General features: G+C 63.3%; 25 protein-coding genes. 19 read left to right on the top strand and 6 right to left on the bottom strand.

What is annotated here, in order from left to right; genetic code table 11:
• Positions 1-2 precede the first annotated feature (2 nt).
• Positions 3-920, bottom strand: a complete 918-nt coding sequence (locus tag A9K66_RS23955; protein WP_067328531.1) for a hypothetical protein — start codon at positions 918-920, stop codon at positions 3-5.
• A gap of 324 nt (positions 921-1,244) precedes the next feature.
• Between A9K66_RS23955 and A9K66_RS23950 the strand changes: the two genes are divergently transcribed.
• Both A9K66_RS23950 and glf read left to right on the top strand, forming a co-directional pair.
• Positions 1,245-2,417: a glycosyltransferase gene (locus A9K66_RS23950; protein ID WP_067328529.1), complete on the top strand. Its 1,173-nt coding sequence runs from the start codon at positions 1,245-1,247 to the stop codon at positions 2,415-2,417.
• A 2-nt stretch (positions 2,418-2,419) separates the two neighbouring features.
• Positions 2,420-3,556, top strand: a complete 1,137-nt coding sequence (gene glf, locus A9K66_RS23945; RefSeq protein WP_067328527.1) for a UDP-galactopyranose mutase — start codon at positions 2,420-2,422, stop codon at positions 3,554-3,556.
• A gap of 9 nt (positions 3,557-3,565) precedes the next feature.
• Here the strand turns inward: glf and A9K66_RS23940 are convergent, their stop codons facing one another.
• From A9K66_RS23940 to ftsZ, 4 genes are all read right to left on the bottom strand, one after another.
• The gene (locus A9K66_RS23940; protein WP_082954076.1) at positions 3,566-4,744 is read right to left on the bottom strand and encodes a beta-glucosidase; all 1,179 of its coding nucleotides are present in this window, start codon (positions 4,742-4,744) and stop codon (positions 3,566-3,568) included.
• Positions 4,745-4,840: 96 nt separating this feature from the next.
• A complete protein-coding gene (locus tag A9K66_RS23935; RefSeq protein WP_067328523.1) occupies positions 4,841-5,671 on the bottom strand; it encodes an SIR2 family protein in 831 nt (276 codons plus the stop codon).
• Between the two features lie 171 nt (positions 5,672-5,842).
• Positions 5,843-7,099: a hypothetical protein gene (locus A9K66_RS23930; RefSeq protein ID WP_197507513.1), complete on the bottom strand. Its 1,257-nt coding sequence runs from the start codon at positions 7,097-7,099 to the stop codon at positions 5,843-5,845.
• Positions 7,100-7,579: 480 nt separating this feature from the next.
• Positions 7,580-8,572, bottom strand: coding sequence for a cell division protein FtsZ (gene ftsZ, locus A9K66_RS23925; protein ID WP_067328519.1), 993 nt, complete (start codon positions 8,570-8,572; stop codon positions 7,580-7,582).
• 430 nt (positions 8,573-9,002) lie between these two features.
• Here ftsZ and A9K66_RS23920 point away from each other — a divergent pair, with 430 nt between their 5' ends.
• From A9K66_RS23920 to pqqE, 8 genes are all read left to right on the top strand, one after another.
• Positions 9,003-10,250 carry an ABC transporter substrate-binding protein gene (locus tag A9K66_RS23920; RefSeq protein WP_067328516.1) on the top strand — a complete coding sequence of 416 codons (1,248 nt, stop codon included), beginning with the start codon at positions 9,003-9,005 and terminating at the stop codon, positions 10,248-10,250.
• 19 nt (positions 10,251-10,269) lie between these two features.
• The gene (locus tag A9K66_RS23915) at positions 10,270-11,241 is read left to right on the top strand and encodes a YVTN family beta-propeller repeat protein (RefSeq protein WP_082954048.1); all 972 of its coding nucleotides are present in this window, start codon (positions 10,270-10,272) and stop codon (positions 11,239-11,241) included.
• A gap of 78 nt (positions 11,242-11,319) precedes the next feature.
• On the top strand, positions 11,320-12,108 hold the full coding sequence (locus A9K66_RS23910; protein ID WP_067328512.1) for an ATP-binding cassette domain-containing protein: 789 nt from the start codon (positions 11,320-11,322) through the stop codon (positions 12,106-12,108).
• An 11-nt stretch (positions 12,109-12,119) separates the two neighbouring features.
• A complete protein-coding gene (locus A9K66_RS23905; RefSeq protein WP_067328510.1) occupies positions 12,120-12,980 on the top strand; it encodes an ABC transporter permease in 861 nt (286 codons plus the stop codon).
• A gap of 537 nt (positions 12,981-13,517) precedes the next feature.
• Positions 13,518-14,456 carry a pyrroloquinoline quinone biosynthesis protein PqqB gene (pqqB, locus tag A9K66_RS23900; RefSeq protein ID WP_067329083.1) on the top strand — a complete coding sequence of 313 codons (939 nt, stop codon included), beginning with the start codon at positions 13,518-13,520 and terminating at the stop codon, positions 14,454-14,456.
• On the top strand, positions 14,453-15,211 hold the full coding sequence (pqqC, locus tag A9K66_RS23895; protein ID WP_067328508.1) for a pyrroloquinoline-quinone synthase PqqC: 759 nt from the start codon (positions 14,453-14,455) through the stop codon (positions 15,209-15,211). Before pqqB ends, pqqC begins: the two co-directional genes overlap by 4 nt.
• The gene (gene pqqD / locus A9K66_RS23890) at positions 15,208-15,504 is read left to right on the top strand and encodes a pyrroloquinoline quinone biosynthesis peptide chaperone PqqD (RefSeq protein ID WP_067328506.1); all 297 of its coding nucleotides are present in this window, start codon (positions 15,208-15,210) and stop codon (positions 15,502-15,504) included. Before pqqC ends, pqqD begins: the two co-directional genes overlap by 4 nt.
• Positions 15,501-16,622 (top strand): pyrroloquinoline quinone biosynthesis protein PqqE, encoded by a 1,122-nt coding sequence (pqqE, locus tag A9K66_RS23885; protein ID WP_067328504.1) that lies wholly within the window; start codon positions 15,501-15,503, stop codon positions 16,620-16,622. Before pqqD ends, pqqE begins: the two co-directional genes overlap by 4 nt.
• Positions 16,623-16,723: 101 nt before the next feature.
• Here pqqE and A9K66_RS23880 read toward each other — a convergent pair whose 3' ends face one another.
• Positions 16,724-17,401, bottom strand: coding sequence for a GntR family transcriptional regulator (locus A9K66_RS23880; protein ID WP_067328502.1), 678 nt, complete (start codon positions 17,399-17,401; stop codon positions 16,724-16,726).
• A 126-nt stretch (positions 17,402-17,527) separates the two neighbouring features.
• Between A9K66_RS23880 and A9K66_RS23875 the strand changes: the two genes are divergently transcribed.
• The 9 genes from A9K66_RS23875 to A9K66_RS23835 all read left to right on the top strand — a co-directional run.
• Positions 17,528-18,115 (top strand): amino acid synthesis family protein, encoded by a 588-nt coding sequence (locus A9K66_RS23875; RefSeq protein WP_067328500.1) that lies wholly within the window; start codon positions 17,528-17,530, stop codon positions 18,113-18,115.
• Positions 18,108-19,901 carry an alpha/beta fold hydrolase gene (locus A9K66_RS31540; protein ID WP_067328498.1) on the top strand — a complete coding sequence of 598 codons (1,794 nt, stop codon included), beginning with the start codon at positions 18,108-18,110 and terminating at the stop codon, positions 19,899-19,901. Before A9K66_RS23875 ends, A9K66_RS31540 begins: the two co-directional genes overlap by 8 nt.
• A complete protein-coding gene (locus tag A9K66_RS23865) occupies positions 19,898-20,935 on the top strand; it encodes an LLM class flavin-dependent oxidoreductase (protein ID WP_067328495.1) in 1,038 nt (345 codons plus the stop codon). Before A9K66_RS31540 ends, A9K66_RS23865 begins: the two co-directional genes overlap by 4 nt.
• 22 nt (positions 20,936-20,957) lie before the next feature.
• Positions 20,958-22,430, top strand: coding sequence for an aldehyde dehydrogenase (locus tag A9K66_RS23860; RefSeq protein ID WP_067328493.1), 1,473 nt, complete (start codon positions 20,958-20,960; stop codon positions 22,428-22,430).
• A 65-nt stretch (positions 22,431-22,495) separates the two neighbouring features.
• Positions 22,496-23,500 carry an ABC transporter substrate-binding protein gene (locus A9K66_RS23855; RefSeq protein ID WP_067328491.1) on the top strand — a complete coding sequence of 335 codons (1,005 nt, stop codon included), beginning with the start codon at positions 22,496-22,498 and terminating at the stop codon, positions 23,498-23,500.
• 61 nt (positions 23,501-23,561) lie between these two features.
• On the top strand, positions 23,562-24,422 hold the full coding sequence (locus tag A9K66_RS23850) for an ABC transporter permease (RefSeq protein ID WP_067328488.1): 861 nt from the start codon (positions 23,562-23,564) through the stop codon (positions 24,420-24,422).
• Position 24,423: 1 nt separating this feature from the next.
• The gene (locus A9K66_RS23845; protein ID WP_067328485.1) at positions 24,424-25,224 is read left to right on the top strand and encodes an ABC transporter permease; all 801 of its coding nucleotides are present in this window, start codon (positions 24,424-24,426) and stop codon (positions 25,222-25,224) included.
• Positions 25,221-26,300: an ABC transporter ATP-binding protein gene (locus tag A9K66_RS23840; RefSeq protein ID WP_067328483.1), complete on the top strand. Its 1,080-nt coding sequence runs from the start codon at positions 25,221-25,223 to the stop codon at positions 26,298-26,300. The genes A9K66_RS23845 and A9K66_RS23840 overlap by 4 nt, the downstream gene beginning before the upstream one ends.
• Positions 26,301-26,589: 289 nt before the next feature.
• A partial coding sequence (locus A9K66_RS23835; protein ID WP_156751134.1) for a substrate-binding domain-containing protein occupies positions 26,590-26,933 on the top strand: 344 nt, incomplete at its 3' end.

The raw sequence follows: 26,933 nt of genomic DNA, 5'->3' as shown, positions 1-26,933 counted from the left end.
TGTCACGCAACCTTCGACAGGACGCTGATATCGCATCTGGCGAGGCCATATCGCCAGCGATGGTTCGTCGCCGCGACACGGCTCTGGTAAAAAAGCGTGAGCTGTTCGCCCTCGATCATGACGGTCGAGTGACCGTTTTCTCCTGGCCCACCTGGATCAAGAACCGGACCGATCGAAACGTACGGTCCGGTAACCTCGGCGGCGATGGCGAAAAACACGCGTTGTCGGCTGCCTCGCGCTCCCCGCGGAAGGAAGCACGTGGCGTTCAGAAGCACGCGGCCATCGGGGAGCTCGACCAGTTGGGCGCCTTCGATCCCCCACTCGTAGTCGGGATCATCGCGCGTATTGTGGTGTGGGATCTCACTATGGTCGAGGATCTTGCCCAGCCGCTTCCAAGGTCCGAACCACGAGTCCGACTGGCTGCGCGCCAGGTAGACATCGGGTTGCGGCACACGACTGAATTTCGGCATGCCGGAATAGACGATGTAGCGCTTGCCGCCGATGATCGCCGGATGCGGATCATAGATCCCATCTTCGTCCGTGCCAGGGATCGACAGGATTGCCGGGTTGAGCACCACCCAGTTGAAGCCATCATTCGACACCGCGTGCTCACAGCGGCCGCCGGACTTCATGAACTCGGTCTGGATGAACATGTGGAAGACGCCGAGCTCGTAGACAACACCGGGCGCGGCAACGCCCGATCCTGTGACAGGAAGCTCGATGGGCTCGTGCTCCGTCCAGGGACCATGCAGCTCCGGCGCGGTTGCGTGAAGTATCTTCCAACTCTCGGTTGTTACCGTGCCGCTCGAGCCGAAGACGTGCCAAAGCCTGCCGTCAAAGACGGGGCATGGATCCTTGAGATCATCCACCGCCTGCGGATGGAAGAGCGGGAACACATTCGTCTCGAACTCGATCTTCATCACTTGCCCCAGCAATTGCCGGCGTTTGAGGCTCGTTTGGCTCCGGTCCAGGCGAATCGTTGGAGCCGTCGAACAGCTTAGCTGCCCATGCTACCGAAATACGGCCACCGAGTGACCGTCCCCAAGAACCTGCGTGCGAATCTTGGCTCCACCTCCCAAAGGGGCAGCAGCACCGCGGCATGATCCTTCGCCGCTTTAACGGTTCGCGGCTGGAACAAGTTATTCGACGGAAAGTTAGACGGAAAGGTGGATCTCGCCTCCGCTGCCTGCGATTAACAAATGTTAATCGCAATATACATCGTTCTGCCACTAGGGAAAATTTGTATGGACGCGGCAATAAGAATACCAACTCGCAGAAAAACCACGAAGACGCAAGACTTACTGGTATGCTTCTCTCATTTACGATGGAATTTTGTCTATCAGCGTCCACAACATATTCTTACCTTGGCCGCGAAGGAACATGAGATTATCTATTTCGAGGAACCTGTTTTCGAGGAGCGCTCGCATCCTTCGATGCGTTTCTCAGAGGTGGCGCCGGCAATTCGGGTCGCGACTCCTCTGCTTCCAATTGGCACAAGCCCGGCCAGAGCTGATGCCGTGCAGCGCAAATATCTCGACCGGATCATCGCTTCGACGCCGCACACTAACCTGACCGCCTGGTACTACACGCCCATGGCCCTACGCTTCAGCGCGCACATCAATTGCGATGTCTGCGTCTATGACTGCATGGACGAACTTTCGGCGTTCAAGAATGCGCCAACCGAGCTGGCCATGATGGAGCGAGCCCTCTTCGGGCGCGCCGACGTGGTCTTCACCGGCGGCTTGAGCCTCTTTGAAGCGAAGCGCTGCCAGCACCGTGCCATCTATCCGTTTCCGAGCAGCATCGACGTCAGCCACTTCCACAAGGCAAGGACACCCGGCAAGGACCCGGCCGATCAATTCGGCATTCCTCATCCACGGGTGGGCTTCTTCGGCGTCATCGACGAGCGCCTCGACATCGATCTCGTGGCCCAGGCCTCCAAGGCGATGCCGGACGTGCATTTCGTCATGCTCGGTCCGGTGGTCAAGATCGACCCGAGCAGCCTGCCGACAGCGGGCAATCTGCATTGGCTCGGCGGGAAAGCCTATGCCGACCTTCCAGATTATCTGCGCCACTGGGACGCCGGCTGGATGCCGTTCGCGCTCAACGAGGCCACTCGCTTCATCAGCCCGACAAAAACGCCGGAGTTCCTCGCCGCTGGCCTGCCGGTGGTCTCAACAGCAATCGTCGATGTTGTGCGAACCTACGGCGCAGCCGGGCTCGTCGACATAGTGGACGCCGAGGACGTCGACATCAAGCTGCGATCCGTCCTTACCCAATCGCGCGAGGCGCGGCTTCAGCAGGTCGATGCCTATCTCCGGGACATGTCCTGGAAGCGCACATGGAATGGCATGGCCGCTCACATCAGGAACGCCAGTGCTCGGAAAAAGGTCGTCCCGTTCCGCAGGAGCGCCTGACCATGTTCGACTGGCTGATCGTCGGCGCCGGCTTCGCCGGCAGCGTTCTCGCCGAACGCATTGCCTCGCAGCGGGGAGAAAGCGTTCTCCTCATCGATCGCCGCAATCACATCGGTGGCAACGCCTATGACTGCTACGACGAAGCAGGCATCCTCATCCACCGCTACGGGCCGCACATATTCCATACAAATGCGCGGTCCATCGTGGATTATCTGTCACACTTCACGACATGGCGGCCGTATGAACATCGTGTGCTGGCGGCGGTCGACGGAATGCTTCTCCCGATCCCCATCAATCTCGATACGATCAACCGCCTCTATGGTCTCGATTTGGATCCGGTGGAACTGGAAGACTTCTTCGCGTCTCGCCGCGAGACCATCGAGGAAGTCCACACGGCCGAGGACGTCGTGGTCAGCACTGTCGGGCGGGAACTCTATGAGAAATTCTTCCGCGGCTACACCAGGAAGCAATGGGGCGTAGACCCCTCCCAGCTCAGCAAATCGGTAACCGCCCGGGTTCCGACCAGGACCAACCGCGACGACCGCTACTTCGGCGACAGCTTCCAGCACATGCCCGCGAACGGGTACACGCGCATGTTCGAGCGCATGCTCAACCATCCCAATATCAAGATCATGCTGCAGACCGATTATCGTGAGGTCCGGGACCGGATTCCGTTCCGCAAGCTGATCTACACCGGCCCTGTCGACGAATTCTTCGACTGGAGACTTGGCCGCCTGCCGTATCGCTCACTGCGTTTCGAGCACGTGACCGTCGAATGCGAACAGTTCCAGCCGGTCGCTGTGGTCAACTATCCGCAAACGGAGGACTTCACCCGGATCACCGAGTACAAGCATCTGACCGGTCAGAAGAACGCCCGGACAAGCCTCACCTATGAACACCCGACCGACATTGGCGATCCGTATTACCCGGTGCCCCGGCCGGAAAACGAAGCGCTCTACAAGCAATATGAAGCCTTGTCCGCCAGTCGCCCGGATGTCTGGTTTGTCGGCCGCCTTGCGACATACCGCTATTACAATATGGACCAGGTCGTGGGTCAGGCTCTGGCTACTTTCGCCCGCATTCAGAAGACGGTCCCAATTGGAGGCGCCTTGCAGCCGGCAATGGCTGTGCCAGGCTAAAGCCGCTTGCTACTCTTGATTGCAAGGCTGCGTGGGTCGAGAATGCTTCTCAAACAGCCTCTGCTGCCTCGCCAGTTCATCGGCCATCGACTGACGGGTGCGGCGCGATCCATCCGCATGGATGACGGAGAAAAGGCCAACTTCGGCGTGGCGTGAATTGTCCCATCCCGGGTAAGCCGTGATCGGATAAAGGCAAATACCCCCGACCGGCGCGCCTTGGTTCATAGCCTCCCGCACCTCGCCGCATACATAGTGAAGCCATGCCGGGCCCCCCGATCCCTCCGCACCTGTCTCTGCAATGTACATCGGCTGTCGGTAGCGTCGGGCGACCTCGACGAGCATTTCCGACAGAGCCCGGTATTCGTGATGCCCCATCGGGATTGTTGGCCCGTGCAGGTACCACTGATTGTGCGGGTAAAAATTCAGACCGATGACATCGATGAGATCTTCGCTGCCGCCAAGCTGCGGCTCGACGCGCCCCATCAGCATGTCGTACGCTTCGAACTGTCCTTGACGGACTTTTTCAGCCGCCCGCATTTCCGCGCGGCTTCGATCGCGCGGCGCGATGTGAATAAGCGGCTCGGCCCAGATGAACCGGCATTCTGGATCCGCTTGGCGCATGGCTCGTATGCCTTGCACGGCAGCCTTGACGAGGTGGCGTTTGAACCAACCCCTTCGCCTTGGGCCGGCCGGTGGAAAATAGCCCACTTCGACTGCCCAGGCGAAGAACGATATCTCGTTGATCGGGCAGACGAGCGCAGGCTTCCCGCTGACGGCCCGATGCAACCGGACAGCTTCCGCTGCGAAATCGGCATAGCGCTCGATCAGCTCCTTCCCGCCCTGGTCAAGATAATCGGGGGTTCCGTAGTGAAAGACGTCCCAGATGACCTGAACGCCGGCGAGATTTGCCGCCTCGATCATCGGCGCCCAACTCGACCAATCGTACACGCCCGGCGCCTTCTCGATCAGGTGCCAGCGTAGCCCGTCACGAACAGTTCTGAGCCCAAGGTTCGCGCAGCCGCGATAGTCGCGTTCTGCGTGAGAATCATGGCCAGTCGCTCGCACGAGATCGAGACGCACGCCATCCTTTCGCCGGTGCGAGGAGCATTCGAAACCGCCCATGAAAAAACTGTCGAATGTGACCGCGCTGGCAGCCGGATTCACGTTTTGGCTAACGGCTTGCGGCACATTCTTACTCCTTGCATTGGCCGGCACGGTCGACCAACGGCCAAACCCTCTTTGGATTGGGCAACTTCTTCGTTCTTGCCGCGTGCTGAACGGCGTTCAGCCCAGCGTGATCTCCTGATCGTTCACAACCTCGCCCAGCCGACTGAGGAAACTCACGAGGCCGACTTCCGGATCGTCGTTGTCGCCTGTGAGCACGGTGATACCCCAACGCCCCAGCACGGCTTCTTCGACGGGGTCTCGGCTCGCCATGAAAATGTATGACGGCGGCCGATCCGCCTCGTAGCCCGAACGGTTCCATGTCTGCCAAAGCCGATGCAACAGCAGCCGGATGTTCAGGTCCGAGAGGCTATAGCCGACGAACAGAACCGTGCTGCCCAGCGCATCGGAACGAAACCGCACATCGAGCGGCGAATCGAAGGATAACCGATCGAGATAGTCGGTTTCCGTAAGGACCAGCGAGGAATCGTCATCGAAGTCGCCGTGGAATTTCACGATACACGCGACGTCCCGGCGAGCCTTCGAGACATCCCGAGCATTGGCCACCTTCACGTAAGCGCGGCCGTGTATCTCAAAGGCGACTTCGAGGTTCCGGTCATAGTTGGTGGTGTAGATCACCGGAAAATCCAGCGCGACGATCAGACGATGCAGTTCGGACTCCCGAATCTTCTCCCTCGTCACGGTCCAGTGCCTGTCCATCCAACTGCGCAACGGCCCGATGCTGCCATGCTTGATCCGGTAATACTCGGCCAGGGTTTGGAAGCGATCACGCGGTCTCGCCCCATCCAGGCCGAGTTCGCTCGCCATGCGTTCAATCAGCTTCTCCCAGGAAGGCAGCCCCACGCTCATCGAAACACCAGCTCCGACAAAGAGCACCGCATTGCGCTCTCGGATCGCTTTAGCGAGTGGAAGAATCGGGTCCTCGTTCATTGCCGAAGCTGAGTGGGCTGCCGCGGGTGGGGCATGACGCATACTTCCGAACCTGGAGGTGGATGAAGTGTTCCCCGCTCAGCCGTGAAAATCCAGAAGACGCCGATACTCAGGTCAGACTCGCCGAAAGCAATGCGCAGGCAGGGACAGGCGGCTTGGCTTCGGTCCCTCTCAGCATCGGCGAATCGCCAGCGCGACATCGGTCGCGAACGGTGGCACCTCCAGCTTCAACCTACCGTCCGCTTGCGCCCGCCATTCCGCCGCTTGCGTGCCGGCCGCAGTATCCCAGCCGACTATGCGGTAGCTACCCGGAGCCAGCCCAGGCAGGTCGATCATGACGGGCTCGGTTTGCACGTCGGCCTGCAGCATGCCGTTGGGCCCGATCGTTTCGCGGTGCACCAGCCAGGCCACCGCCTGGGCATCGTCGCCGCAGGCGACCGCCGCGACATCGGGGCGGGAAACCCGCACCCGGCCGCCGAGATGGACACGTCGGAACCGACTCCAGTCGATCAGCGGCAGGAAACCCGCCAGCGAGCGCTGCGCCCGCCGCATGCCGGGTGTGAGCACATGCGGCGTACGGTTCGGCCAGCGCATGCCGCCACCGGCACCGCCGGCAGCCAGGTGCGCCCATTGCATATGGCGGAAATATTCGTCATCGAACGGCTCCGGCAGCGTGATCTTCTTGTCCTTGAAGGTATGGATCGGGCCATGTTCGCTGTCGAGGAACGGCCGGCCATCGCAAGTTTCGGCCAGGGCCTCGCCGACGATCCGCCCCAGGCCGAGCGCCGGGGCCACTGTGTCGCGGGGATGATCGATCGTGCCCTCCTCGTAGATGTGGAGGGAGGCGAAGTCGAGATCCGGATGCCGGAAGATAGGTTCGCGGAGCGGCATGTGCGCCCGCCAGCGAAGCTCCGGTCCGAAGAGCGAAACCGTTTGCGGGTGGGAGCGGCCGTAGAGCGAAATCTCCAGCCGGCGAACGAAAGCACCGAGATCGTGGATGAAGTCGCCGAAATCGTCGGCGCTGCCTTCGGCCTGCTCGGGATGGATCTCGTTCCAGAGGTCCCAAGCGAAGAGCGCGCCGCTGCCGCCCCATCTGCGCACCGCGAATTCCAGCCTTGCCTTGATGGCGCGGCGCGTGGCCGTGCAGACCAGAAAGCGCGAGGGCTGATCCAGCACGCCGCCGTTCCTCTGATTATAGGGGTGATGACGCCAGTGCCGCCACTGCCAAAATGTATCGAACGGGGTGAGCAGTATTCTCAAACCGTGCTTTTCACAGAGACGAAAAAGATCGTCCCACAGCCGCACGATAGCAGGAACGAAGCGACCGAGCGGCCGCTCGAAGTAGCGGTGGCGGACCTGAGCATATTCCAGCATCAGCCTGAGGCAGGTGACGCCGCTTTGCTTAAGCCAGCGGAGGTGAGCCTCCACGCCGGCTATGTCCTTGCGCCGGAACAGCCCATTTAGCTCAGGCCAGCTTATCGCGTCATTCTGCCCGATCGGCATCCACGGCTCGCCGTCCTCAGTGGCGAAATATGAGCCGGCCACCGTGATCCACTGCAGACCCGCGGACCGGACAGCGAGTAAGCGCTCCGCGTCACTGGTCGTGCTGTCCGTTAATCCCGTGTTGTCCAAGTGGCTTTCCGGTATTCCCCAAGGCACTCCAAACTGTCTCAGGGGAAAAATGTTCACCGGCGCCGGCGCAAAAATCGCAGCCCGCCCGGGCCTCATCGCCGAGAGAATGGCCCGTTATTAAAGAATGGCCAGCTGATCTGCTCCAGCTTCGCTCGACTGAAAACCCTAGCTAGGATCCGCTCGCCACCATCCCGGCCGTAGGGGGCCACCGAAAGCCAAGTCATAGCGACGAGCAGAGATTCGCCGGCGGGATCTCGCCAACCAGGAAGGCCGGCTTCAGGCGATCCTCTGCTGAAGCTGCGGCATGTCTTCGCTCTTCCGCAGACCCGTCGCGACGACCGACACCCGAAACTTTCCGGCCAACGCCTGGTCGAAGATGGCGCCGACGATAATGTCGGCGTCGGCGTCGACCTCTTCCCGTATCCGTGTCGCGGCTTCGTCGACCTCGAAGAGCGTCATGTCCGTGCCGCCGCAGATCGATACGAGCAGGCCTCTGGCGCCCGTCATGGAAGCCTCATCGAGCAGCGGGTTGGCGATTGCTGCCTCGGCCGCCGTCCTTGCGCGGCCCTCCCCCGAGGCTTCACCGGTTCCCATCATCGCCCGGCCCATGTCCCGCATCACCGACTTCACGTCGGCAAAATCGAGATTGATCAGGCCTTCCTTCACGATGAGATCCGTGATGCAGCCGACACCAGCGTAGAGAACACGGTCCGCCATAGCGAAGGCATCAGCAAACGTCGTCCTGGCGTCGGCGACCCTGAAAAGGTTCTGGTTGGGGATGACGATCACGGTGTCGGCGCTTTCGCGAAGGCGTTCTATGCCCTCTTCGGCGGCCTGGGACCTGCGCTTGCCCTCGAACGTGAAAGGCTTGGTAACGACGGCCACCGTCAAAATGCCGGCATCGCGCGCCGCACGCGCAATGACGGGCGCGGCGCCAGTCCCGGTGCCGCCGCCCATGCCCGCCGTGATAAAACACATGTGCGTTCCCGCCAGATGATCCATGATCTCGTCGATGGATTCTTCGGCGGCCGCGCTGCCGACGTGGGGGAGAGATCCGGCGCCCAAGCCTTCGGTCACATGCGCGCCCAACTGGATCAGCCGCGGCGACTTCGACATGGTGAGCGCCTGGGCGTCGGTATTGGCGACGACGAACTCGACCCCCTGCAGGCCTTCAGCGATCATGTTGTTGACGGCGTTTCCGCCAGCGCCACCGACCCCCACAACGGTTATCTTAGGTCTCATCTCCAGGATTTCCGGCTTGGCGGTCATTGTGATCTCTCTACGGGACGCAGTGGCTGCGCCAGAGCAACTAGCAAACGAATCAGATGGTCCCGCCAAGATCAGGGAATCAGAGGACAGGCCTCGCCGCAAGGTCAAGCTGAGGGCGTCAAATCGCAAGTTTTGCTTCAGGAGCGCCGTGGTCCGAGCGCAACCTGCGTGAACCGGTGGGGGTGCGGGGGGCGACGAAAGACAAATGGTTCGCCGAAGCAACTCTTCCCTGAGATACGTCCGGGCCGCTTCGGACCGTCGCGCGGCCAGCATCGTTCGGAACTTACTGCGCAGTTGCCGGCAGAGCCGGAGACGTCCTGCTCACGAGGTTGATAAATCCCGCCGGCTCTCTAAGTTCGCCTTGGGACACCTTGACTTCGCGCTGGTCCGGCAAACGATCGGACTTAGGCGCAAGAACGGTGATTTGTCGATGACAAGCGCGGTGTCGGGCACCTTGGCGGCCCTTTTGTGCTTTCTGTCCCTGACCGCTGCTGCTCCGCGTGCGTTCGCCCAGCAACCGACCGTGCAGCCGGCCGGAGCGATCAAGCCGGACGAGAAGAGAACCGAAATCAAGATACGCTATTTACGGGCCTACGCGCCGCGCCTGACGCTTTCCCTGCTGGACGAGCCGCCGCGTGACGAAGGTGTCGCGGGCGCCAATGTCGCCATCGGCGACAACAACACCACGGGCAGGTTCATCAATCAGAAATTCAGCCTCGACGTCACCGAGATAAAACCGGAGGCCGACGCGGTTGAGGCATTCAACGCGTTGATTTCCAAAGGCGACCGCTATGTCATCGCGGATCTCTCGGCCAAGCAGCTGCTGTCGATCGCCGACATCGCCCGCGACAAGGGCGTGCTTATCTTCAACGTCGGCGCCACCGACGACAGACTGCGCGAGGAGGACTGCCGCATAAACGTCTTCCACATCGCGCCGACGCGAAGCATGCTCGCCGACGCTCTGGCCCAGTATCTGATGGTGAAGAAATGGCCGAGCTGGGTGCTGCTCTACGGCTCGCATGATGAGGACCGCCTTTATGCCGACGCGTTGCGCCGCGCGGCAGCCCGCTTCGGCGGGCAGATCGTCGCGGAGAAGGAATTCAAGGATACCGGGACGGCGCGCCGCACTGACACCGGAGCCACGCAGATACAGCAACAGATTTCGGTATTCACGCAGGACCTGCCGGAGCATGACGTGCTGCTTGTGGCCGATGAAAGCGAGGTGTTCGGGACCTACGTGCCCTACCGCAGCTGGACGCCGCGGCTCGTCGCAGGCACGGCCGGTCTTGTGGCATCGTCATGGCATCCCGCGAGTGAACAGTGGGGCGGCATTCAAATGCAAAATCGCTTCCTGAAGACGGCAGGCCGGCGAATGATGTCCAAGGACATGTCGGCCTGGACGGCCGTGCGGGCCGTCGCCGAAGCCACCACGCGCACCAATGGTGACGATCCGAAAAAGATCAGCGATTACATCCGCTCGGACGACTTCTCGGTCGCCGCGTTCAAGGGACAGAAGCTGACCTTCCGCAAATGGAACCTCCAGCTTCGCCAGCCGATCCTGCTTGGCGATGCCAAATCGGTCGTCTCGACATCTCCCCAGGAGGGCTATCTCCACCAAGTCTCCGAACTCGACACCCTCGGCATCGATCAGCCGGAAACGAAATGCGTTCTCAGGTAGCGCCGATCGGGAGGAATTCGTGCAGAGCCGAGCTTGCGTACTCGCCATTCTCGCAACCGGCGTCATGGCCGGCCCGGCATCGGCCTACACGGCCTATGTCTCAAACGAGAAGGACAATACGATGACCGTCGTCGATACGGCGACCATGCAGGTGGTCAAGACCGTCGACGTCGGCCAGAGACCGCGCGGCATCGCCATCTCGCACGACGGCAAGTTCATCTATTTGTGCGCCAGCGACGACAATACGATCCAAATCATCGATACCACGACGCTGCAGGTCGTCGGCACGCTGCCCTCCGGCGACGATCCCGAATTGTTCGTGCTTTCGCCCGACGGCAAGGCGCTCTACGTCGCCAACGAAAACGACAATCTGGTCACCGCGATCGACCTCGACAGCAAGCAAGTCACGTCCGAGATCCCGGTCGGCGTGGAACCCGAAGGCATGGCCGTCAGCCCCGACGGCAAGACCCTGGTCAACACCTCGGAGACCACCAGCATGGCGCATTTCATCGACACCGAGAGCCATGAGGTAACCGACAACGTGCTGGTCGACACGCGCCCGCGCTTCGCCGCGTTCAAGCCCGACGGCTCGCAGGCCTGGGTCAGTGCCGAGATCGGCGGCACCGTCAGCGTCATCGACAACGCCAAGCGCCAGGTCGTGAAGAGGATCAAGTTCGCGATTCCCGGACTGCGAGCCGAAACCATCCAGCCGGTCGGCATCGCCATCAGCGCCGACGGGAAGAAGGCCTATATCGCGCTCGGCCCGGCGAACCATGTCGCAGTGATCAACACCGAAACCTACGAGGTGGAAAACTACATCCTCGTCGGACAGCGCGTCTGGCATCTGGACTTCACCCCGGATCAGAAGACACTGATCACAACGAACGGCAATTCCAACGACATCACTTTCATCGATACGGCGACCGAGGAGCCGGTTCAGTCGGTCACCGTGGGGCAGCAGCCGTGGGGCGTGGTCATATCGCCCAAATAGAAAAGCAGGCTAAAGATTAAGGCCATGAAGCCGGGCCAAAGACGTCGAGCGCGCTAGATAGCATCTGAAGGAGCATCCATGCAGCATGCGAGGACGGCGAAAACGGGGACCGGAGCGGCGGCACTCGATGTCGCCGGCGTCAGCCATTCCTATGGCCCGACGCGGGCGCTCAACGACGTCTCGTTCTCGATAGCGCCGGCGACTTTCACCGGCCTTCTCGGTCTCAACGGCGCCGGCAAGACGACCCTGTTCTCGCTGATCAGCCACCTCTACGACACGCGCCAGGGATCGATCCGCATCTTCGGCCATGATGTCCGCCGTGCGTCCGGCGAGGCGCTCAGGCGGGTCGGCATTGTGTTCCAGGCACGCACGCTCGACCTCGACCTGAGCGTATACCAGAACCTCTCCTATCACGCCTCGCTGCACGGCATCGGACGGCACGAAGCCCGGCAGCGCATTGCAGCGCTGATCGAGACGGTCGACATGCAAGGCCGTCAGCATGACAAGGCTCGCGGCCTTTCCGGCGGCCAGATGCGGCGCATCGAGATCGCCCGGGCGCTGCTCCATAGCCCGTCCCTGCTGCTGCTCGACGAGGCGACGGTGGGTCTCGACATCCAATCGCGCGCGGGCATTCTCGCCACCATCCGCAAGCTGGTCGAAACCGAGGGCATCGGCGTGCTTTGGGCCACCCACCTGATCGACGAGGTTGAAGACGGCGACCATGTCGTCGTGCTGCGGCAAGGTGACCTGGTCGCCAAAGGCAAAGTGGCCGACGTGGTCCAAGCGAGTGGCGCCGCGTCGATCCGCGACGCCTTTTCCAAACTCAGCCGCGGCGAAGCAGCCGGCCAGGCGGAGATCTCGCCATGAGCACTCCCGCAATGCCGGAAAAGGTCGCATCCGTCACGCCGGTGAAGTCCGGCGCGTTCGGCTTTCGTCACTACCTCATCTGCCTCAAAGGCGTCGTCGTGCGGGAAGGGCTGCGCTTCCTGCACCAGCGCGAGCGCTTCATCTCGTCGCTGGTGCGACCGCTCGTCTGGCTGTTCATTTTTGCCGCCGGGTTCCGGCAAGTGCTCGGTGTCTCGATCATCCCGCCCTACAAGACCTACGTGCTCTACGAGGTCTACATCACGCCGGGCTTGTGCGGCATGATCCTGCTGTTCTCGGGCATGCAGTCTTCGCTGTCGATGGTCTACGATCGTGAGATGGGCAATATGCGTATCCTGCTGGTCAGCCCATTTCCCCGCTGGTATCTGCTGGTGTCGAAGATGCTCGCCGGCGTCTCCGTGTCGATCGCGCAGGTTTATGCCTTTCTGATCGTTGCCTGGTTCTGGGGCGTCAAGGCGCCGCCGCTCGGTTACCTGTTCGTGCTGCCGGCTCTGTTCCTGTCGGGGATGATGCTTTGCGCGCTCGGCATGCTCCTGTCCTCGATGATCAAGCAGCTCGAGAATTTTGCCGGGATCATGAACTTCGTCATCTTTCCCGGCTATTTCGCGTCGCCGGCGCTCTATCCTTTGTGGCGCATCCAGGAAGCGAGCCCGCTGCTTTACAAGCTCTGCCTCGCCAACCCCTTTACTTATGCCGTCGAGCTGATCCGCTTCGCCTTCTACGGGGAGATCGATTGGGTGTCGCTGGGTGTCGTCGGCGGCTGCACGCTGCTGTTTCTCGGGGGCGCCATCATCGCTTATGACCCTTCGCGCGGCCTGATAACCCGCAAACAAGGCGCGGGAGGAAACGGTTGATGGAACGGATGAGCCTCGTTCGCAGCTTGGTTGCGGCTGTCATGCTCATGCCCCACGGCGCCATGGCCGCGAAGTCGCCGGGGTGAGCTTGATCGAACGGGAGAGAGACGAAGCTAAGGAACTGATCCCTGAGCTAGGCAGTTGTGTTTTGTTCCTGTGTTTTTTGGCTGTTTGAGAACCCAGCGTTTCATTTGTCCGTTTGTGAGGTGATGGAGGGGCTATTGCTTTCCCCGCAATGGCGCCAATGACGACCGGTCCCTTCGGACTGGCTAAAGAGGAGAATGCAATGAAGAAGAAGAGCTGGAAGAAACCGATGATGTGCCAGGTTGCCGCGGGCTTCGAGATTTCGCGGTATCTGCCTGCTGAAACGCCTCCCAGGAAGTAGGCCGCAGAGCTGCGTGTCCCTGGCTGCGGGGGCATGCATCCCCTTGCCGCTTGAGGTCGTCGAGACGGGGGTTGCGCGGGAAGCGCGGGCGCGAAGCCGTTTGGCACCGAGAATTTGGCGTCGGTCAAATGGGCCGCAGAGCAGGCATCGCCATGCGCGTGAAGATCATAGGATCGGCGGCGGGAGGCGGCTTTCCGCAATGGAACTGCAACTATCGCCTGAGCCGCTCGGCTCGGAGCGGCATGGCCGGCCTGCATTCGCGGACCCAGTCGTCCATTGCCGTATCGGCGGACGGGACAGGCTGGGTTCTGTTCAACGCGTCGCCCGACATTGGCCGGCAGATCGCGCAAACGCCTGAACTGCAGCCCGCGGCCGATGCGCCGCTGCGCTCGACGCCCATCCGCGCGGTCGTGCTGACGAATGGCGACGTCGACCATGTCGCCGGCCTGCTCAGCCTGCGGGAGCGGCAGCCCTTCGCAATCTATGCAACGGCACAGGTGCTGGCGACGCTGGCGGCGAATTCGATCTTCAACGTTCTCGATCCGGCGATCGTGCCGCGCCGCCTTCTGGCGCCAACGGAGGAACTGGCGATCTGCAACGCGGACGGCCAGCAGACCGGCGTGGTCGTCGACGCCTTTCCCGTGCCCGGCAAGATCGCGCTCTATCTCGAGCAAAGAGGCGATCCAAGTGCCGATTTCAGCTCCGACACGGGCGACACGATCGGCGTGCGTGTCAACGGGGCTGGAAGTCGCGCCGCTGTCTTCTACATTCCCGGCTGCGCGGGCATCGATGCCGCCCTGCGCACGCGTCTGGCGGACGCCGCCTGCCTTCTGTTCGACGGCACTGTCTATACAGACGACGAGATGATCCTCGCCGGCGTCGGCCAGAAGACCGGTGCGCGCATGGGGCACATCGCAATGTCTGGAGAAGCGGGTTCGATCGCCGCCTTGGCCGATGTGAGGATCGGCCGCCGCGTCTTCATCCACATCAACAATACCAATCCTGTTCTCGACGAGAGTTCCGCCGAACACGCGACGGTCAGAGCGGCTGGCTGGGAAATCGGGAGCGACGGAATGGAGATCGAACTTTGAGCGACTTCCACGACGCGGCGCGACATGGTCTGTCCAAGAGCGAGCTCGAGGCGGTGCTGCGGCAGGTCGGCGCCGAGCGTTATCACAACCGCCATCGCTTTCATCACAGGATGACCAGTGGCGGGCTGACGAAGGCCGAAATGCAGGCCTGGGCATTGAACCGCTACTGCTACCAGGCCGTCATTCCGCGCAAGGACGCCATGATCCTGGCACATGCCGAAGACCCGGCGTTTCGCGCCGCCTGGCGCAAACGCATCGAGGATCACGACGGCGAGGACGGCTGGAGCGGCGGCATCGCGCGCTGGCTGCATCTGGCGACCTCGCTCGGGCTCGATGCCGAAGCCGTCAAGAGCGAAAGGCTGGCGCTGCCGGCGACCCGCTTCGCCATCGGCGCCTATCTTTCCTTCTGCACGAACCGCACGCTGCTCGAGGCGGTGGCATCGTCGCTGACCGAGATGTTCTCGCCGATCATAATCGGCGAGCGAGTGCCGGCGATGCTGGCCAAATACGACTACATCACCGAGGACACGCTGGCCTATTTCAGCCGGCGGCCGGAACAGGCAACGCGCGACGCCGACTTCGCCCTCGCCTATGTGCTGAGCCACGCCGATACGGCCGAGCGCCAGCAGCAGGCGATCGATGCGCTGGTGTTCAAATGCGATATATTGTGGGCCATGCTCGATGCGCTTCAACATGCCTATGGCGCGCCGGGAAACCTACCACCGGGCGCCTTCCGGCCGGAGGCAACCCGATGATGGCGATGCGCGAAAGAGCCATCGTCTCCTTGCAATCGATGCCGTCGCTGCCGAGGCACGTGCGTATTCAGTACGACCCCGTGCGGCAGGCCTTCGCCGTGCTTTCGCCGGAAAAGGTATTCTGGCCGAACGATATCAGTCTCGACATATTGCGCCGCTGCGACGGGCGGTCCGCGGTCGGCTACATCATCGCTGGTCTTGCGGCCGATTACGATGCTGAACAGGAGGCCGTAGCGGCCGATGTCATCGCCTTCCTGCAGGAATGGTCGGACAAGCTGCTGGTGAAGCCATGAGCGAGCCGCTTCTGCCTCCGATCGGCATGCTGGCGGAACTGACGCATCGCTGCGCGCTGCAGTGCCCTTATTGCTCCAATCCGCTCGAATTGCTCAAGGCCAATCGTGAGCTCGACACCCACACCTGGCTCGATCTTTTCTCGCAGGCCGCCGATCTCGGCGTTCTGCAGGTGCATCTGTCCGGCGGCGAGCCGACGCTGCGCCGCGATCTCGAGCAATTGATCGCCGGGCTTTCGGCGCGCGGTGTCTACACCAACCTCATCACCGCCGGCATCAACATTGCCGAGGGCCGGATCGCGGCCTTTGCCGAAGCCGGGCTCGACCACCTGCAGCTGAGCTTCCAGGGCGCCCGCCCGGCGACGACCGACGGTATCGGCAACCACAGCGGCAGCCACGAAAAGAAGCTGGAGACGGCACGCCGCGCCCGCGCGGCCGGGTTGCCGCTCACCATCAATGCGCCGATCCATCGCCACAACATCGAGGAAGTGCCGGAATTCATTGACCTGGCTCTTTCGCTGGACGCCGAACGGCTCGAGATCGCCAATGTGCAGTATGCCGGCTGGGCGCTGGCCAATCGCAATACCCTGATGCCCGAACGCGCCGCGGTCGAACGGCAAGCGGAGATCGTCGCGGCGGCGCAAGCACGGCTTGCCGGCGTCATCAACATCGATTTCGTCCCGCCGGACTATTTCGCCGTCTATCCCAAGCCGTGCATGGGCGGCTGGGCGCGCGACGCCTTCATGGTGACGCCCGACGGCACGGTGCTGCCATGCCATGCCGCGCAGACCATTCCTGCGCTCCGCTTCGAGCGTTTCGGAGAGCGCTCGCTGGCCGAGATCTGGACCGATTCACCGGCATTCAATGCCTTTCGCGGTACCGAATGGATGCTGGAGCCGTGCCGAAGCTGCGAGCGGCGCGAGATCGATTGGGGCGGCTGCAGATGTCAAGCGATGGCGATTGCCGGCGATGCCGCCGCAACGGATCCGGTCTGCATCAAATCGCCGATCCATGCCCGGGTGGGCATGCTCACCGACGAAACGCGGCGCGCCGCGGCAGACAATGCGGCGGGCGAACCCTTCATTTACCGTCGGATAAGAGCTGTGGCGGAGCTCGCCTGACCGTTCTTCCCCTGGGTGGTCCCCAATAGGATAGAACCGGAATTCGGCATGGCGGGATTTGTGCGAAAGCGTCGCCTGAATCCGTTCCAGCGCGACGCGCTTTAGAGAGGGTCAAGGCGCAGTTTGTCCCGGGCGATCTTCCAGGCGGATTCGACGTGGCGCCGTGCCGCGGCTTCCGCCTCCCGCGGCTTACGCGCCCGGATCGCATCCATAATCGCGTTCATCTCGGCGATCGCCGGCTCGCGACGGTTTGCCGAGGCGATCGTCATCGAACGCAGCTGGTTGATGCGCACATTCAACCCGCTGACGATCTCCCAGGCGACACGCTTGTCCGCAGCCTCGAAAAGCGCTTCGTAGAACTTCGTCGTCGCGCGCATCACTGCCGGCGGCTTGCCCGAGGCCCAGGCCTCGAAGAGCTCGCCGAGGGCGTGCTCCAGTACGGCCAGTTGGCCATTGGTGGCCGATTGCGCGCAGGCGCGCGCCGCGATGCCCTCGAGCAAAGCCCTGAGCTCATAGATCTCGTCGGTGCGGCCGATATCCGGTTTGGCCACAGCCGGACCATGCCCGGGGATCATCTGCACAAGGCCTTCAGCCTCCAGCTGCCGCAGGACCTCGCGCACAACCGATCGGCTGACGCCGAGCTGGTCGCAAAGCGGCCGCTCGACCAGCCTTTCGCCGGGCTGGAAATGAAAATCCATTATGGCCTCGCGCATGCGCTCAAGGGCCAATGTTCTCAAGGTTTTGGCGCTGCGATCGATGCGAAGCGTGTCGTCCTGCATGTCTCTGCTCCCTTGGCCGCCACGAAAACAGATTCCATGGCAGGTTGACAAGGTATTTGGTGCTCCATACTATGGTATACCATAAGACGACAGGCGTTTCTCGAGCGCCACCTGACAGAGGTTTCCATGCAGCCGGCCATTCGCAAGATCGTCACTTACAGCGAGAACACGCTGATCGAAGGCGGCAAGGCAGCATCCAAGCCGCTGCGCCTGATCGGGGTCGCCGCCGTGCTGACGAACCCCTGGGCGGGTCGCGGCTTCATCGAGGATCTTTCGCCCGAGATCCGCGCCTTTGCGCCGGTGCTTGGAGAAACCCTGACCCGCGAGATCGTTGCCGCCGCCGGCTCGGCCGAGGCGATCGAGGGCTACGGCAAGGCCGCGATCTGCGGCACGTCGGGCGAGATCGAGCATGCCTCGGCGCTGATCCACACACTGCATTTCGGCAATCACTATCGCCGCGCCGTCGCCGCCAAGACCTATCTCGCCTTCACCAATCTGCGTGGTGGACCGAACACACCGATCATGATTCCGCTGATGGACAAGAATGACGAGGGCCGCCGCTCGCACTATCTGACCGTGCATTTCCAGATCGGCGACGCACCGGCGCCGGACGAGTTGGTCGTGGCGCTCGGTGCTTCGATCGGCGGCCGTCCTCACCATCGCATCGGCGACCGCTATCAGGACCTCAAGGAAGTGGGCGACCTGCATGGCTGACGCCGTCGCACCTGGATGGACCCGGGCAGCCGCGCCCGACGGAACCGGCTTTATCCGCGCCGGATCGGGCGCGCCGGTGCTGTTCATCCACGGCGTCGGCATGAACGCGACGATCTGGCAGCCGCAGATCCAGCGGATGGCTGACCGCTTCGACCTGATCGCCATCGACATGCTTGGCCACGGCCGCTCGCCGCTGCCGCCGCAGGAGCCGGAACTCGCCGACTATGCCGCGCAGGCGATCCGGCTGCTCGATCATCTCGGCCTCGACAAGGCGTCCGTCGTCGGTCACTCGATGGGGGCTTTGGTCGCGCAGGAACTCGCGCTGCTAGCGCCGGAGCGCATCCGCCGTGTCGTGTCGCTCAACGCCGTGTTCCGTCGTCCGCCTGATCTGGCCCAAGCCGTGCTCGAGCGCGCGGCGGCGCTCACCGGCCACGGCGATGCGGCGGGGGTCGCCCAGACCATCGCCCGCTGGTTCGGCGATCCGGTTCCGGCCGAGCTCACGGCGGCGGCCGAGAAGGCGGCGGCAGCGTTGAGCGAGGTCGATCCCGAAGGCTACGCCCGCACTTATCGCCTGTTCGCCCGTGCCGACCGCGACCACGCCGAGCGCCTGCAGACCCTGGCCATGCCGGCCCTGTTCATCACCGGCTCCGAGGACAAGAACTCCTCGCCGGCAATGTCGGCCGCCATGGCCAGGCTCGCGCCGCATGGCCGCTGCACCGTTCTCGCCGGCCAAAGGCACATGATGGCGGTGGCGGCACCGGATCTCACCTCACGATGCATCGCCGAGTTCCTGAACGAAGGTGAAAGCCTGGAGCAAGGAGCAGCAGCGGACGCCAGCTTCGACAGCGGCGAGTTCCGGCGTGCGCTCGGCTCCTTCCTAACAGGCGTCACCATCGTCACCACGATCGGCGCGGAAGGCGAGCCGCGCGGGTTCACCGCCAACTCGTTCACATCGGTGTCGCTTGATCCGCCGCTGGTGCTGGTCTGCATCGCCCACAAGGCGCTCGGTCATCCGGTGTTCGCGACATCGAAGAGCTTCGCCATCAACATTTTGAACGAGACCCAGAAAGCGGCCTCCGGCATCTTCGCCTCGAAGGCAGCGGATAAATTCGCGTCGGTCGACTGGCGCCCGGGGAAGACCGGCAGTCCGGTTCTCGACGGCTCGGTCGCAGCCTTCGACTGCGATATGGAGCGGTTGGTCGAGGCGGGCGACCATTCGATCCTGATCGGCCGCGTCCGCGACTTCCAGCACAATACCTCGCAGCCTCTCGGCTATTGCCGCGGCGCCTACATCACGCCCGGGCTCAGTCAGGAGGCGCTGGCCGCCGCCCAGCCCGGCACCGATGTCGGCGCCATCCTCGAAAACGGCGGCCGTATCCTGTTCCTCGAAACGCCAGACGGCTTCCTCGAACTGCCGCGCGGCCGGGGGCTGGGCTCGGCAAGCGACGGCAAGAGCCTCAACGGGCTTCTGGCCGCAAAGGCCATCGAGGCCCAGCTCGGCTTCCTCTTCGCCGTATGGGACGACGCGGGCAATCCCTCGCGCACCCATGTTTACTATCGCGGTACCTTCGACGTGCCGGCTTCCAGCGATCGCGGCATCCGGCTGATCGACATCGACGCGATCGACGGCTTGAAGATCGCCGATCCGGCCATCCGCTCGATGCTCACCCGCTATGTGCGCGAATGCACTGAAGACGCATTCGGCGTCTATGTCGGCAACGAGGTCGAAGGCGAGGTAAGGCCGCTCGCCAGGACCGTCGTCCTCAATACAGGTGACCAGGGATGAAGTTCTCGCTTTTCGTGCATATGGAACGCTCGGATCTCGTCAAGCCGCATTCGGAGTTGTTGCGCGAGCTGGGTGAGCTGGTCCTACTGGCGGAAGAGGCGGGCTTCGAGACCGCCTGGATCGGCGAGCATCACGGGATGGAGTTCACCATCTCGCCCAATCCGTTCATCAACATCGCCTATCTGGCGGCCAAGACCAGCCGCATCCGCCTCGGCACCGGAACCATCATCGCGCCCTTCTGGCACCCGATCAAGCTTGCCGGCGAGGCGGCGATGACCGACGTGATTGCCGGCGGCCGGCTCGACATCGGCATCGCCCGGGGCGCCTACAGCTACGAATATCAGCGGGTCTTCCCCGGGCTCGATGCCTGGGGCGCCGGGCAGCGCATGCGCGAGATCATTCCGGCGATCCGGGGTCTCTGGGACGGCGACTACGAGCACTGCGGCGAATTCTGGCAGTTCCCGCCAACCACCTCCTCTCCCAAGCCGCTGCAAAAACCCTACCCGCCGATCTGGGTGGCGGCGCGCGATCCGAACTCGCACGACTTCGCTGTCGCCAACGGATGCAAGGTCCAAGTGACGCCACTGGCGTCCGGCGACGATGAGGTTGCAAGCCTGATGCAGCGGTTTAACGACGCCTGCGCCGCGCATCCCGAAATCCCGCGTCCGGAAATCATGCTCTTGATGCACACGTTCGTCGCCGAGGACGCCGCCGATGCCGATCGGCTGAGCCAGGATCTGTCGAACTTCTACTGCCAGTTCGGCGCCTGGTTCCAGAACAAGAAGCCGGTGCACCAGGGCATTTTGGAACCGCTGAGCCCCGAAGAGATCGCGGCCATGCCGCAATACGCGCCGGACAACATGCGCCAGAACCTGGTGATCGGCGAGGCGCACGAGGTGGTCGCGCGGTTGAAAGCCTATGAGACGCTAGGCTTCGACCAGTACTCGATCTGGATCGACAGCGGCCTTTCGCACGAGCGCAAGAAGAAATCGCTGCAATTGTTCATGGACCGGGTGATGCCGGCCTTCATCTGATCGCGAACGAACGGGCAAGGCCATGACCGACGCCGCATTCAGGAACTTCATCGACGGCCGCTTCGACGAGCCGTCGGCCAGCTTCGACAGCGTCGATCCGTCGACCGGTGCGCCATGGGCGAAGATGCCGGCTGCAACCGAAGCCGATGTCGACCGCGCCGTCGAGGCCGCGCATCGTGCGCTGCGCACCGGCCCTTGGGCATCGATGACAGCAACCGCGCGAGGCAAGCTGCTGGTCAGGCTCGGCGACCTCGTGGCCGCCAATGCGGGCCGCCTGGCCGAGCTGGAGACGCGCGACACCGGCAAGATCATCCGCGAGACGCGCGCCCAGATCGCCTATGTCGGCGACTATTACCGCTACTATGGCGGGCTCGCCGACAAGCATGAAGGCGCGCATGTGCCGATCGACAAGGCCGATCTCGACGTCACCATCCGCCGCGAGCCGATCGGCGTCGTCGCCGCGGTGGTGCCGTGGAACTCGCAGCTCTTCCTCTCGGCGGTCAAGCTCGGCCCGGCGCTTGCCGCGGGCTGCACGGTGGTGCTCAAGGCCTCAGAAGACGGCCCGGCACCGCTGCTCGCCTTCGCCGAGTTGGTCAGCGAAGCCGGCTTTCCGGCCGGCACCGTCAACATCCTCACGGGCTTCGGCCAGGAGTGCGGACGGCGCCTGACCAGTCATCCGCTGGTCTCGCGCGTCGCTTTCACCGGCGGCCCGGCCACGGCGCGCGCCATCGTCAGGAACACGGCGGAAAACCTCGCGCACACGACGCTCGAGCTCGGCGGCAAGAGCCCGGTCGTCGTCTTTGCCGACGCCGACCTCGACAGCGCCGCCAATGCGGTCGTCGCCGGCATCTTTGCGGCGACCGGACAGAGCTGCGTCGCCGGTTCGCGCCTGCTGATCGAGCGTACCGTAAGACAAGAATTCCTCGGTCGGTTGAAGCGCAAGGCCGAAGCGATCCGCATCGGCGATCCTCAGGATCCGGCCACCGAGATGGGGCCGCTCGCGACCCTGCGCCAGCGCGACCGGATCGAGACCATCGTCGCCGAAAGCCTCGCCGCCGGGGGCACGCTGGTCACCGGCGGCAGGCGCCCCGACGCCGGCGCCGGCTTCTACTATGCGCCGACGATCATCGATGCCGGTGATAGCAACCTGCCCTGCGTGCGCGAGGAATTGTTCGGGCCGGTGTTGAGCGTGCTCGCCTTCGACACCGAGGCCGAGGCATTGGCTCTAGCCAACGACACGCCCTTCGGTCTCGCCTCCGGCGTCTTCACCTCGATTCTCGGCAAGGCGCACCGCATGGCGCGCGACATCCGTGCCGGCGTCGTCTGGGTCAACACCTATCGCGCCGTGTCGCCGCTCGTTCCCTTCGGCGGCTACGGGTTGTCGGGTCTTGGCCGAGAAGGCGGGCTCGACGCCATCCGCGACTACACGCGCTCGAAATCGGTCTGGATCAAGACCTCGGACGAGCCGATTCCCGATCCCTTCGTCATGCGCTGAGAACGCATGCCGAGGGTGCAGCGACAAGAACAAGAAACGGAACAGAGAAATCAGAGGAGAATGACATGAGACTGATCTTAGCCGGCGTGCTCGCCGGGCTGCTATCGGCAACCGCCGCCAAGGCCGACGAAATGGTATTCACCAGCTGGGGCGGCACCACGCAGGAAGCGCAGACCAAGTCCTGGGCCGAGCCGTTCGCGGCGAGCTCCGGCATCAAGGTGCTGCAGGACGGCCCGACCGACTACGGCAAGCTGAAGGCCATGGTCGACGCCAAGAACGTGACCTGGGACGTGGTCGACGTGGAAATGGATTTCGCCATCAAGGCCGCCAAGGACGGGCTGCTCGAGCCGATCGACTTCGCCGCCGTGCCGAAGGCCGATCTCGACCCGCGCTTCAGCAACGAGCATGCCGTCGGCAGCTTCTACTATTCCTTCGTGCTGGCCTGGAACAAGGGCGCCGTTTCGGGTGAGCCGACAAGCTGGGCCGACATGTTCGACACCAAGAAGTTTCCCGGCAAACGGACCTTCTACAAATGGTCGGCGCCGGGCGTGATCGAGATCGCGCTGCTCGCCGACGGCGTGCCGGCGGACAAGCTCTATCCGCTCGATCTCGAGCGCGCTTTCAAGAAGCTCGACACGATCAAGTCGGATATCGTCTGGTGGGGCGGCGGCGCGGAGTCGCAGCAGCTCATCGCTTCGGGCGAGGCTGCCTTCGGGCAGCTCTGGAACGGCCGTGTCTTCGCGCTCGAGAAGGACGGCGCCGATGTCGGCGTCTCCTGGAACCAGAACCTCACCGCCGCTGACGTTCTCGTCGTGCCGAAGGGCGCCAAGAACAAGGACAGCGCGATGAAATTCCTCGCCGCCGCGACCAGCCCGACCGGCCAGGCGAAATTCGCCGAGGCAAGCGGCTACGCGCCGATCAACACCAAGGCCAAGGCGGAAATGCCCGCCGACGTGGTGAAAGGGCTGCCCGACGCGCACGTCGAGGGTCAGATCAATCTCGACATGAACTACTGGGCCGAGCACCGCGACGAGATCGCCACGCGCTGGTACGCCTGGCAGACCAAGTAGCGCCACAGCAAGCCGGAGGCGCGGCAAGCCGCGCCCCCTTCGGGACGACGGGAACCGCTCGATGCAAGCACACTCCCTCAGCCGCGGCTCGGTTGCCGGCCTGCCGGCCGGCAGCGGCGGCGCCCTGCCGGCCCTGGTGCTGGTCGGCCTGTTCTTTGTCGTGCCGGTGGTCGCGCTCTTGCTGCGCAGCGTCACCGATCCCGAGCCCGGCCTGCAGAACTATGCCGCGCTGTTCGGCAGCGGCACTTATGTGCGGGTGTTTCTCAACACCTTCCTGGTCGCGGCCGTCGTCACCGTCGTGACCATCCTCGTCGCGTTTCCGGTCGCCTGGATGCTGGCGATCATGCCGCCGGCGCTCGGTTCGGTCGTCTTCGGCATCATCATCCTGTCGATGTGGACCAATCTCCTCACCCGCACCTATGCCTGGATGGTGCTTTTGCAGCGCACCGGTGTGATCAACCGGGCGCTGATGGGGCTCGGCGTCATCCACGAGCCGCTGCCGCTCATCAACAATTTGACCGGCGTCACCATCGGCATGGTCTACATCATGCTGCCCTTCATGATCCTGCCGCTGGTCGGCACGCTGCGCGCCATCGATCCGATGACGCTGCGCGCCGCCGCCCTTTGCGGCGCTAGCCCGTCGCAGGCATTCCGCCGCATCCTGCTACCGCTGTCGCTGCCCGGCATCGCCGCCGGCGGGCTGATGGTCTTCGTCATGTCGCTCGGCTATTTCGTGACGCCCGCGCTGCTCGGCGGCACATCGAACATGATGCTCGCCGAAATGATCACCCAGACGGTGCAGTCGCTGCTCAACTGGGGGCTCGGAAGTGCTGCGGCCTTCGTGCTGCTCGCCGTCACCATGGTGCTCTACGCGATCCAATTGCGCATGGTCGGCGCCAGGCGCCTCGCCGGAGGGCTCTAAGATGCTGCTCGACTACGACCGGCTCGGATGGCTGCGTGCGGCGCTCGCCGGCTTCACTGCGCTCATCGCGGCTTTCCTTCTGTTACCGGTGGTCTTCATCGTCCTGTTGTCGTTCGGCTCGTCGCGCTGGCTGGCCTTTCCGCCACCAGGCTGGACGCTGAAATGGTATCAGGAACTTCTTGCCGACCCGGCCTGGGTCGACGCCGCTTTGACCAGCGCGAAGATCGCCGCGATGGCCGCCATCCTCGCGGTTCTGATCGGCCTGCTCGCCTCGTTCAGCCTGGTCAGGGGCGAATTTCGCGGCCGGCAGTTCCTGCGCGGCCTGCTGCTGACGCCGATGGTGCTGCCGGTGGTGGTTTTCGCCATCGCCATCTACGCCTTTTTCCTGCGCATCGGGCTCGCCGGCACGACGATCGGTTTCGTCATCGCCCACACGATCCTGGCGCTGCCCTTCGCCATCATTCCGATCGCCACCGCGCTCGAAGGTTTCGACAAATCCATCGAGGACGCGGCGATCGTGTGCGGCGCCAGTCCGCTGCAGGCAAGGCTCAGGATCACCCTGCCCTCGATCCGCATCGGCATCTTCTCGGCGGCGATCTTTTCCTTCCTCGCCTCATGGGACGAGGTGGTGGTGGCGATCTTCATGGCGAGCCCGACCCTGCAGACCTTGCCGGTGAAGATCTGGGGCAGCCTGCGTGCCGATCTGAGCCCGGTCGTCGCCGCCGCCTCCAGCCTGCTCGTCGGCCTCACTCTCGCCCTGATGATCGTCACCGCACTCCTTCGCAGAAGACTGTCCAGATGACCCGGCCATTCCTGTCCATCCGCGCGGTGAGAAAGGCGTTCGGCGCCTTCGTCGCCGTCCACGACGTCACCATCGATGTGCCGAAGGGCGAATTCCTGACCTTTCTCGGGCCGTCAGGCTCCGGCAAGTCGACGACGCTCTATGCGATCGCCGGTTTCCAGGATCCGACGGCGGGCGACGTGCTTTTGGAAGACAAGTCGCTGCTTTCGGTGCCGTCGCACAAGCGCAACATCGGCATGGTGTTCCAGCGCTACACGCTGTTCCCGCACCTGAGCGTCGCCGAGAACGTAGCCTTTCCGCTGCGGGTGCGCCGCCGGCCGGATGCCGAAGTGAAGCGCAAGGTCGCCGATATGCTGGCGCTGGTGCGCCTGGAAAAATTCGCTGAGCGCTATCCCGGCGCGCTGTCCGGCGGCCAGCAGCAGCGCGTGGCGCTTGCCCGCGCGCTCGCCTACGATCCCCCGATCCTGTTGATGGACGAGCCGCTGTCGGCTCTGGACAAGAAACTGCGCCAGGAAATCCAGGCCGAGATCCGCCGCATCCACCGCGAGACCGGCGTCACCATCCTCTATGTCACGCACGACCAGGAGGAGGCGCTGCATCTTTCCGACCGCATCGCCTTGTTCAAGGAAGGCCGCATCGAGCAGATCGGCACCGGCGAGGACCTTTATCTCAGACCAGCGAGCGAGTTCGTCGCCGGCTTCATCGGCAATTCCAACTTCCTGCCGGCGGAGCACCTCGAAACAGAGAACGGCGTTGCCTTGGTGCGGCTGGCTGATGGCTCGATCGTCAAGGGCGTGAAAGCCACACAGGGGCTCGGCCGCGGCCAAAAGGCCAGGCTGATGGTGCGGCCGGAAGCGTTCCGCCTGACGCCCATGGAGGGGAATGCGTCGCTTGCCGTCGAGATCGTCGACACCGCCTTCTTCGGCGATCGCCGGCGCGTCGTGGCGCGCACCGGGTCGGGCGACGAGATCGACGTCAGGCCAACTTCGGATACAGCCGAACCGGGCGGCACCGATGCCGCTTCGGGACGGCAGATTTTCTTCGATCCCGCTACGGCCTTCCTGTTTCCGGTCTGAAGCCGCCATCCAGTGCCACCTCGCCACAACCGCGACCGCTTTGGCCCGCAGGGAAGACCGGAACGCCTCTATGCGGCTCATCCAGGTGAGGCCCAGCTATGATGGGGCCACGCTGAGCCCGGGCATAGAAGGCACCGGATGCGGGAATTCCTCGTCTGAGCAGTTCTCACCGGGCGAGCAAAGCGCTTGCCTATTTGGTATGCTGGTATAATGTGTACCTGACATAGCGTGATCATCTGGCGCTATGCTGAGGCTGCCAAGCCAGTCGTTTCGTTGGGAGGAGAATGACATGAGAATTTCGATTGTTGCGGCGCTCGCCGGCGTCGCACTGGCAAGTGCTGCTGCGCTGCCGGCAATGGCGTCTCCGGACGCGCCGGTCATCGCGCTGGCCAATGCCTATTACGGCAATACCTGGCGTCACCAGATGGTGGAGGCTTTCGAGGCATCGGCCAAGGAGGCCAAGGCCGCTGGACAGGTCGCCGACTACATCGTCATGAACGGCGACGGCTCGGTCGCGCAGCAGAATAGCCAGATCGCCGAACTGATCCTAAAGAAGGTCGACGTGCTCGCCGTCGACGCCGCCTCGGAGACCGCGGTTAACGGTGTCATCGAAAAGGCCTGCAAGGCCGGCAT

Source organism: Mesorhizobium sp. AA23 (genome assembly GCF_001672435.1).
In the GTDB taxonomy this organism is placed as follows: domain Bacteria; phylum Pseudomonadota; class Alphaproteobacteria; order Rhizobiales; family Rhizobiaceae; genus Mesorhizobium.
This window is presented reverse-complemented; position numbering and strand designations above follow the sequence as displayed.

Bases quoted from the DNA above. Each gene is read 5' to 3' on its own strand.
- A9K66_RS23905 (WP_067328510.1), top strand. From the start codon at position 12,120: ATGCCGGAAAAGGTCGCATCCGTCACGCCGGTGAAGTCCGGCGCGTTC.
- A9K66_RS23950 (WP_067328529.1), top strand. From the start codon at position 1,245: ATGGACGCGGCAATAAGAATACCAACTCGCAGAAAAACCACGAAGACG.
- pqqB (WP_067329083.1), top strand. From the start codon at position 13,518: ATGCGCGTGAAGATCATAGGATCGGCGGCGGGAGGCGGCTTTCCGCAA.
- A9K66_RS23840 (WP_067328483.1), top strand. From the start codon at position 25,221: ATGACCCGGCCATTCCTGTCCATCCGCGCGGTGAGAAAGGCGTTCGGC.
- A9K66_RS31540 (WP_067328498.1), top strand. From the start codon at position 18,108: ATGGCTGACGCCGTCGCACCTGGATGGACCCGGGCAGCCGCGCCCGAC.
- glf (WP_067328527.1), top strand. From the start codon at position 2,420: ATGTTCGACTGGCTGATCGTCGGCGCCGGCTTCGCCGGCAGCGTTCTC.
- pqqE (WP_067328504.1), top strand. From the start codon at position 15,501: ATGAGCGAGCCGCTTCTGCCTCCGATCGGCATGCTGGCGGAACTGACG.
- A9K66_RS23850 (WP_067328488.1), top strand. From the start codon at position 23,562: ATGCAAGCACACTCCCTCAGCCGCGGCTCGGTTGCCGGCCTGCCGGCC.
- ftsZ (WP_067328519.1), bottom strand. From the start codon at position 8,572: ATGACCGCCAAGCCGGAAATCCTGGAGATGAGACCTAAGATAACCGTT.
- A9K66_RS23955 (WP_067328531.1), bottom strand. From the start codon at position 920: ATGAAGATCGAGTTCGAGACGAATGTGTTCCCGCTCTTCCATCCGCAG.
- A9K66_RS23865 (WP_067328495.1), top strand. From the start codon at position 19,898: ATGAAGTTCTCGCTTTTCGTGCATATGGAACGCTCGGATCTCGTCAAG.
- A9K66_RS23875 (WP_067328500.1), top strand. From the start codon at position 17,528: ATGCAGCCGGCCATTCGCAAGATCGTCACTTACAGCGAGAACACGCTG.
- A9K66_RS23910 (WP_067328512.1), top strand. From the start codon at position 11,320: ATGCAGCATGCGAGGACGGCGAAAACGGGGACCGGAGCGGCGGCACTC.
- A9K66_RS23860 (WP_067328493.1), top strand. From the start codon at position 20,958: ATGACCGACGCCGCATTCAGGAACTTCATCGACGGCCGCTTCGACGAG.
- pqqD (WP_067328506.1), top strand. From the start codon at position 15,208: ATGATGGCGATGCGCGAAAGAGCCATCGTCTCCTTGCAATCGATGCCG.
- A9K66_RS23855 (WP_067328491.1), top strand. From the start codon at position 22,496: ATGAGACTGATCTTAGCCGGCGTGCTCGCCGGGCTGCTATCGGCAACC.
- A9K66_RS23935 (WP_067328523.1), bottom strand. From the start codon at position 5,671: ATGAACGAGGACCCGATTCTTCCACTCGCTAAAGCGATCCGAGAGCGC.
- A9K66_RS23845 (WP_067328485.1), top strand. From the start codon at position 24,424: ATGCTGCTCGACTACGACCGGCTCGGATGGCTGCGTGCGGCGCTCGCC.
- A9K66_RS23920 (WP_067328516.1), top strand. From the start codon at position 9,003: ATGACAAGCGCGGTGTCGGGCACCTTGGCGGCCCTTTTGTGCTTTCTG.
- A9K66_RS23880 (WP_067328502.1), bottom strand. From the start codon at position 17,401: ATGCAGGACGACACGCTTCGCATCGATCGCAGCGCCAAAACCTTGAGA.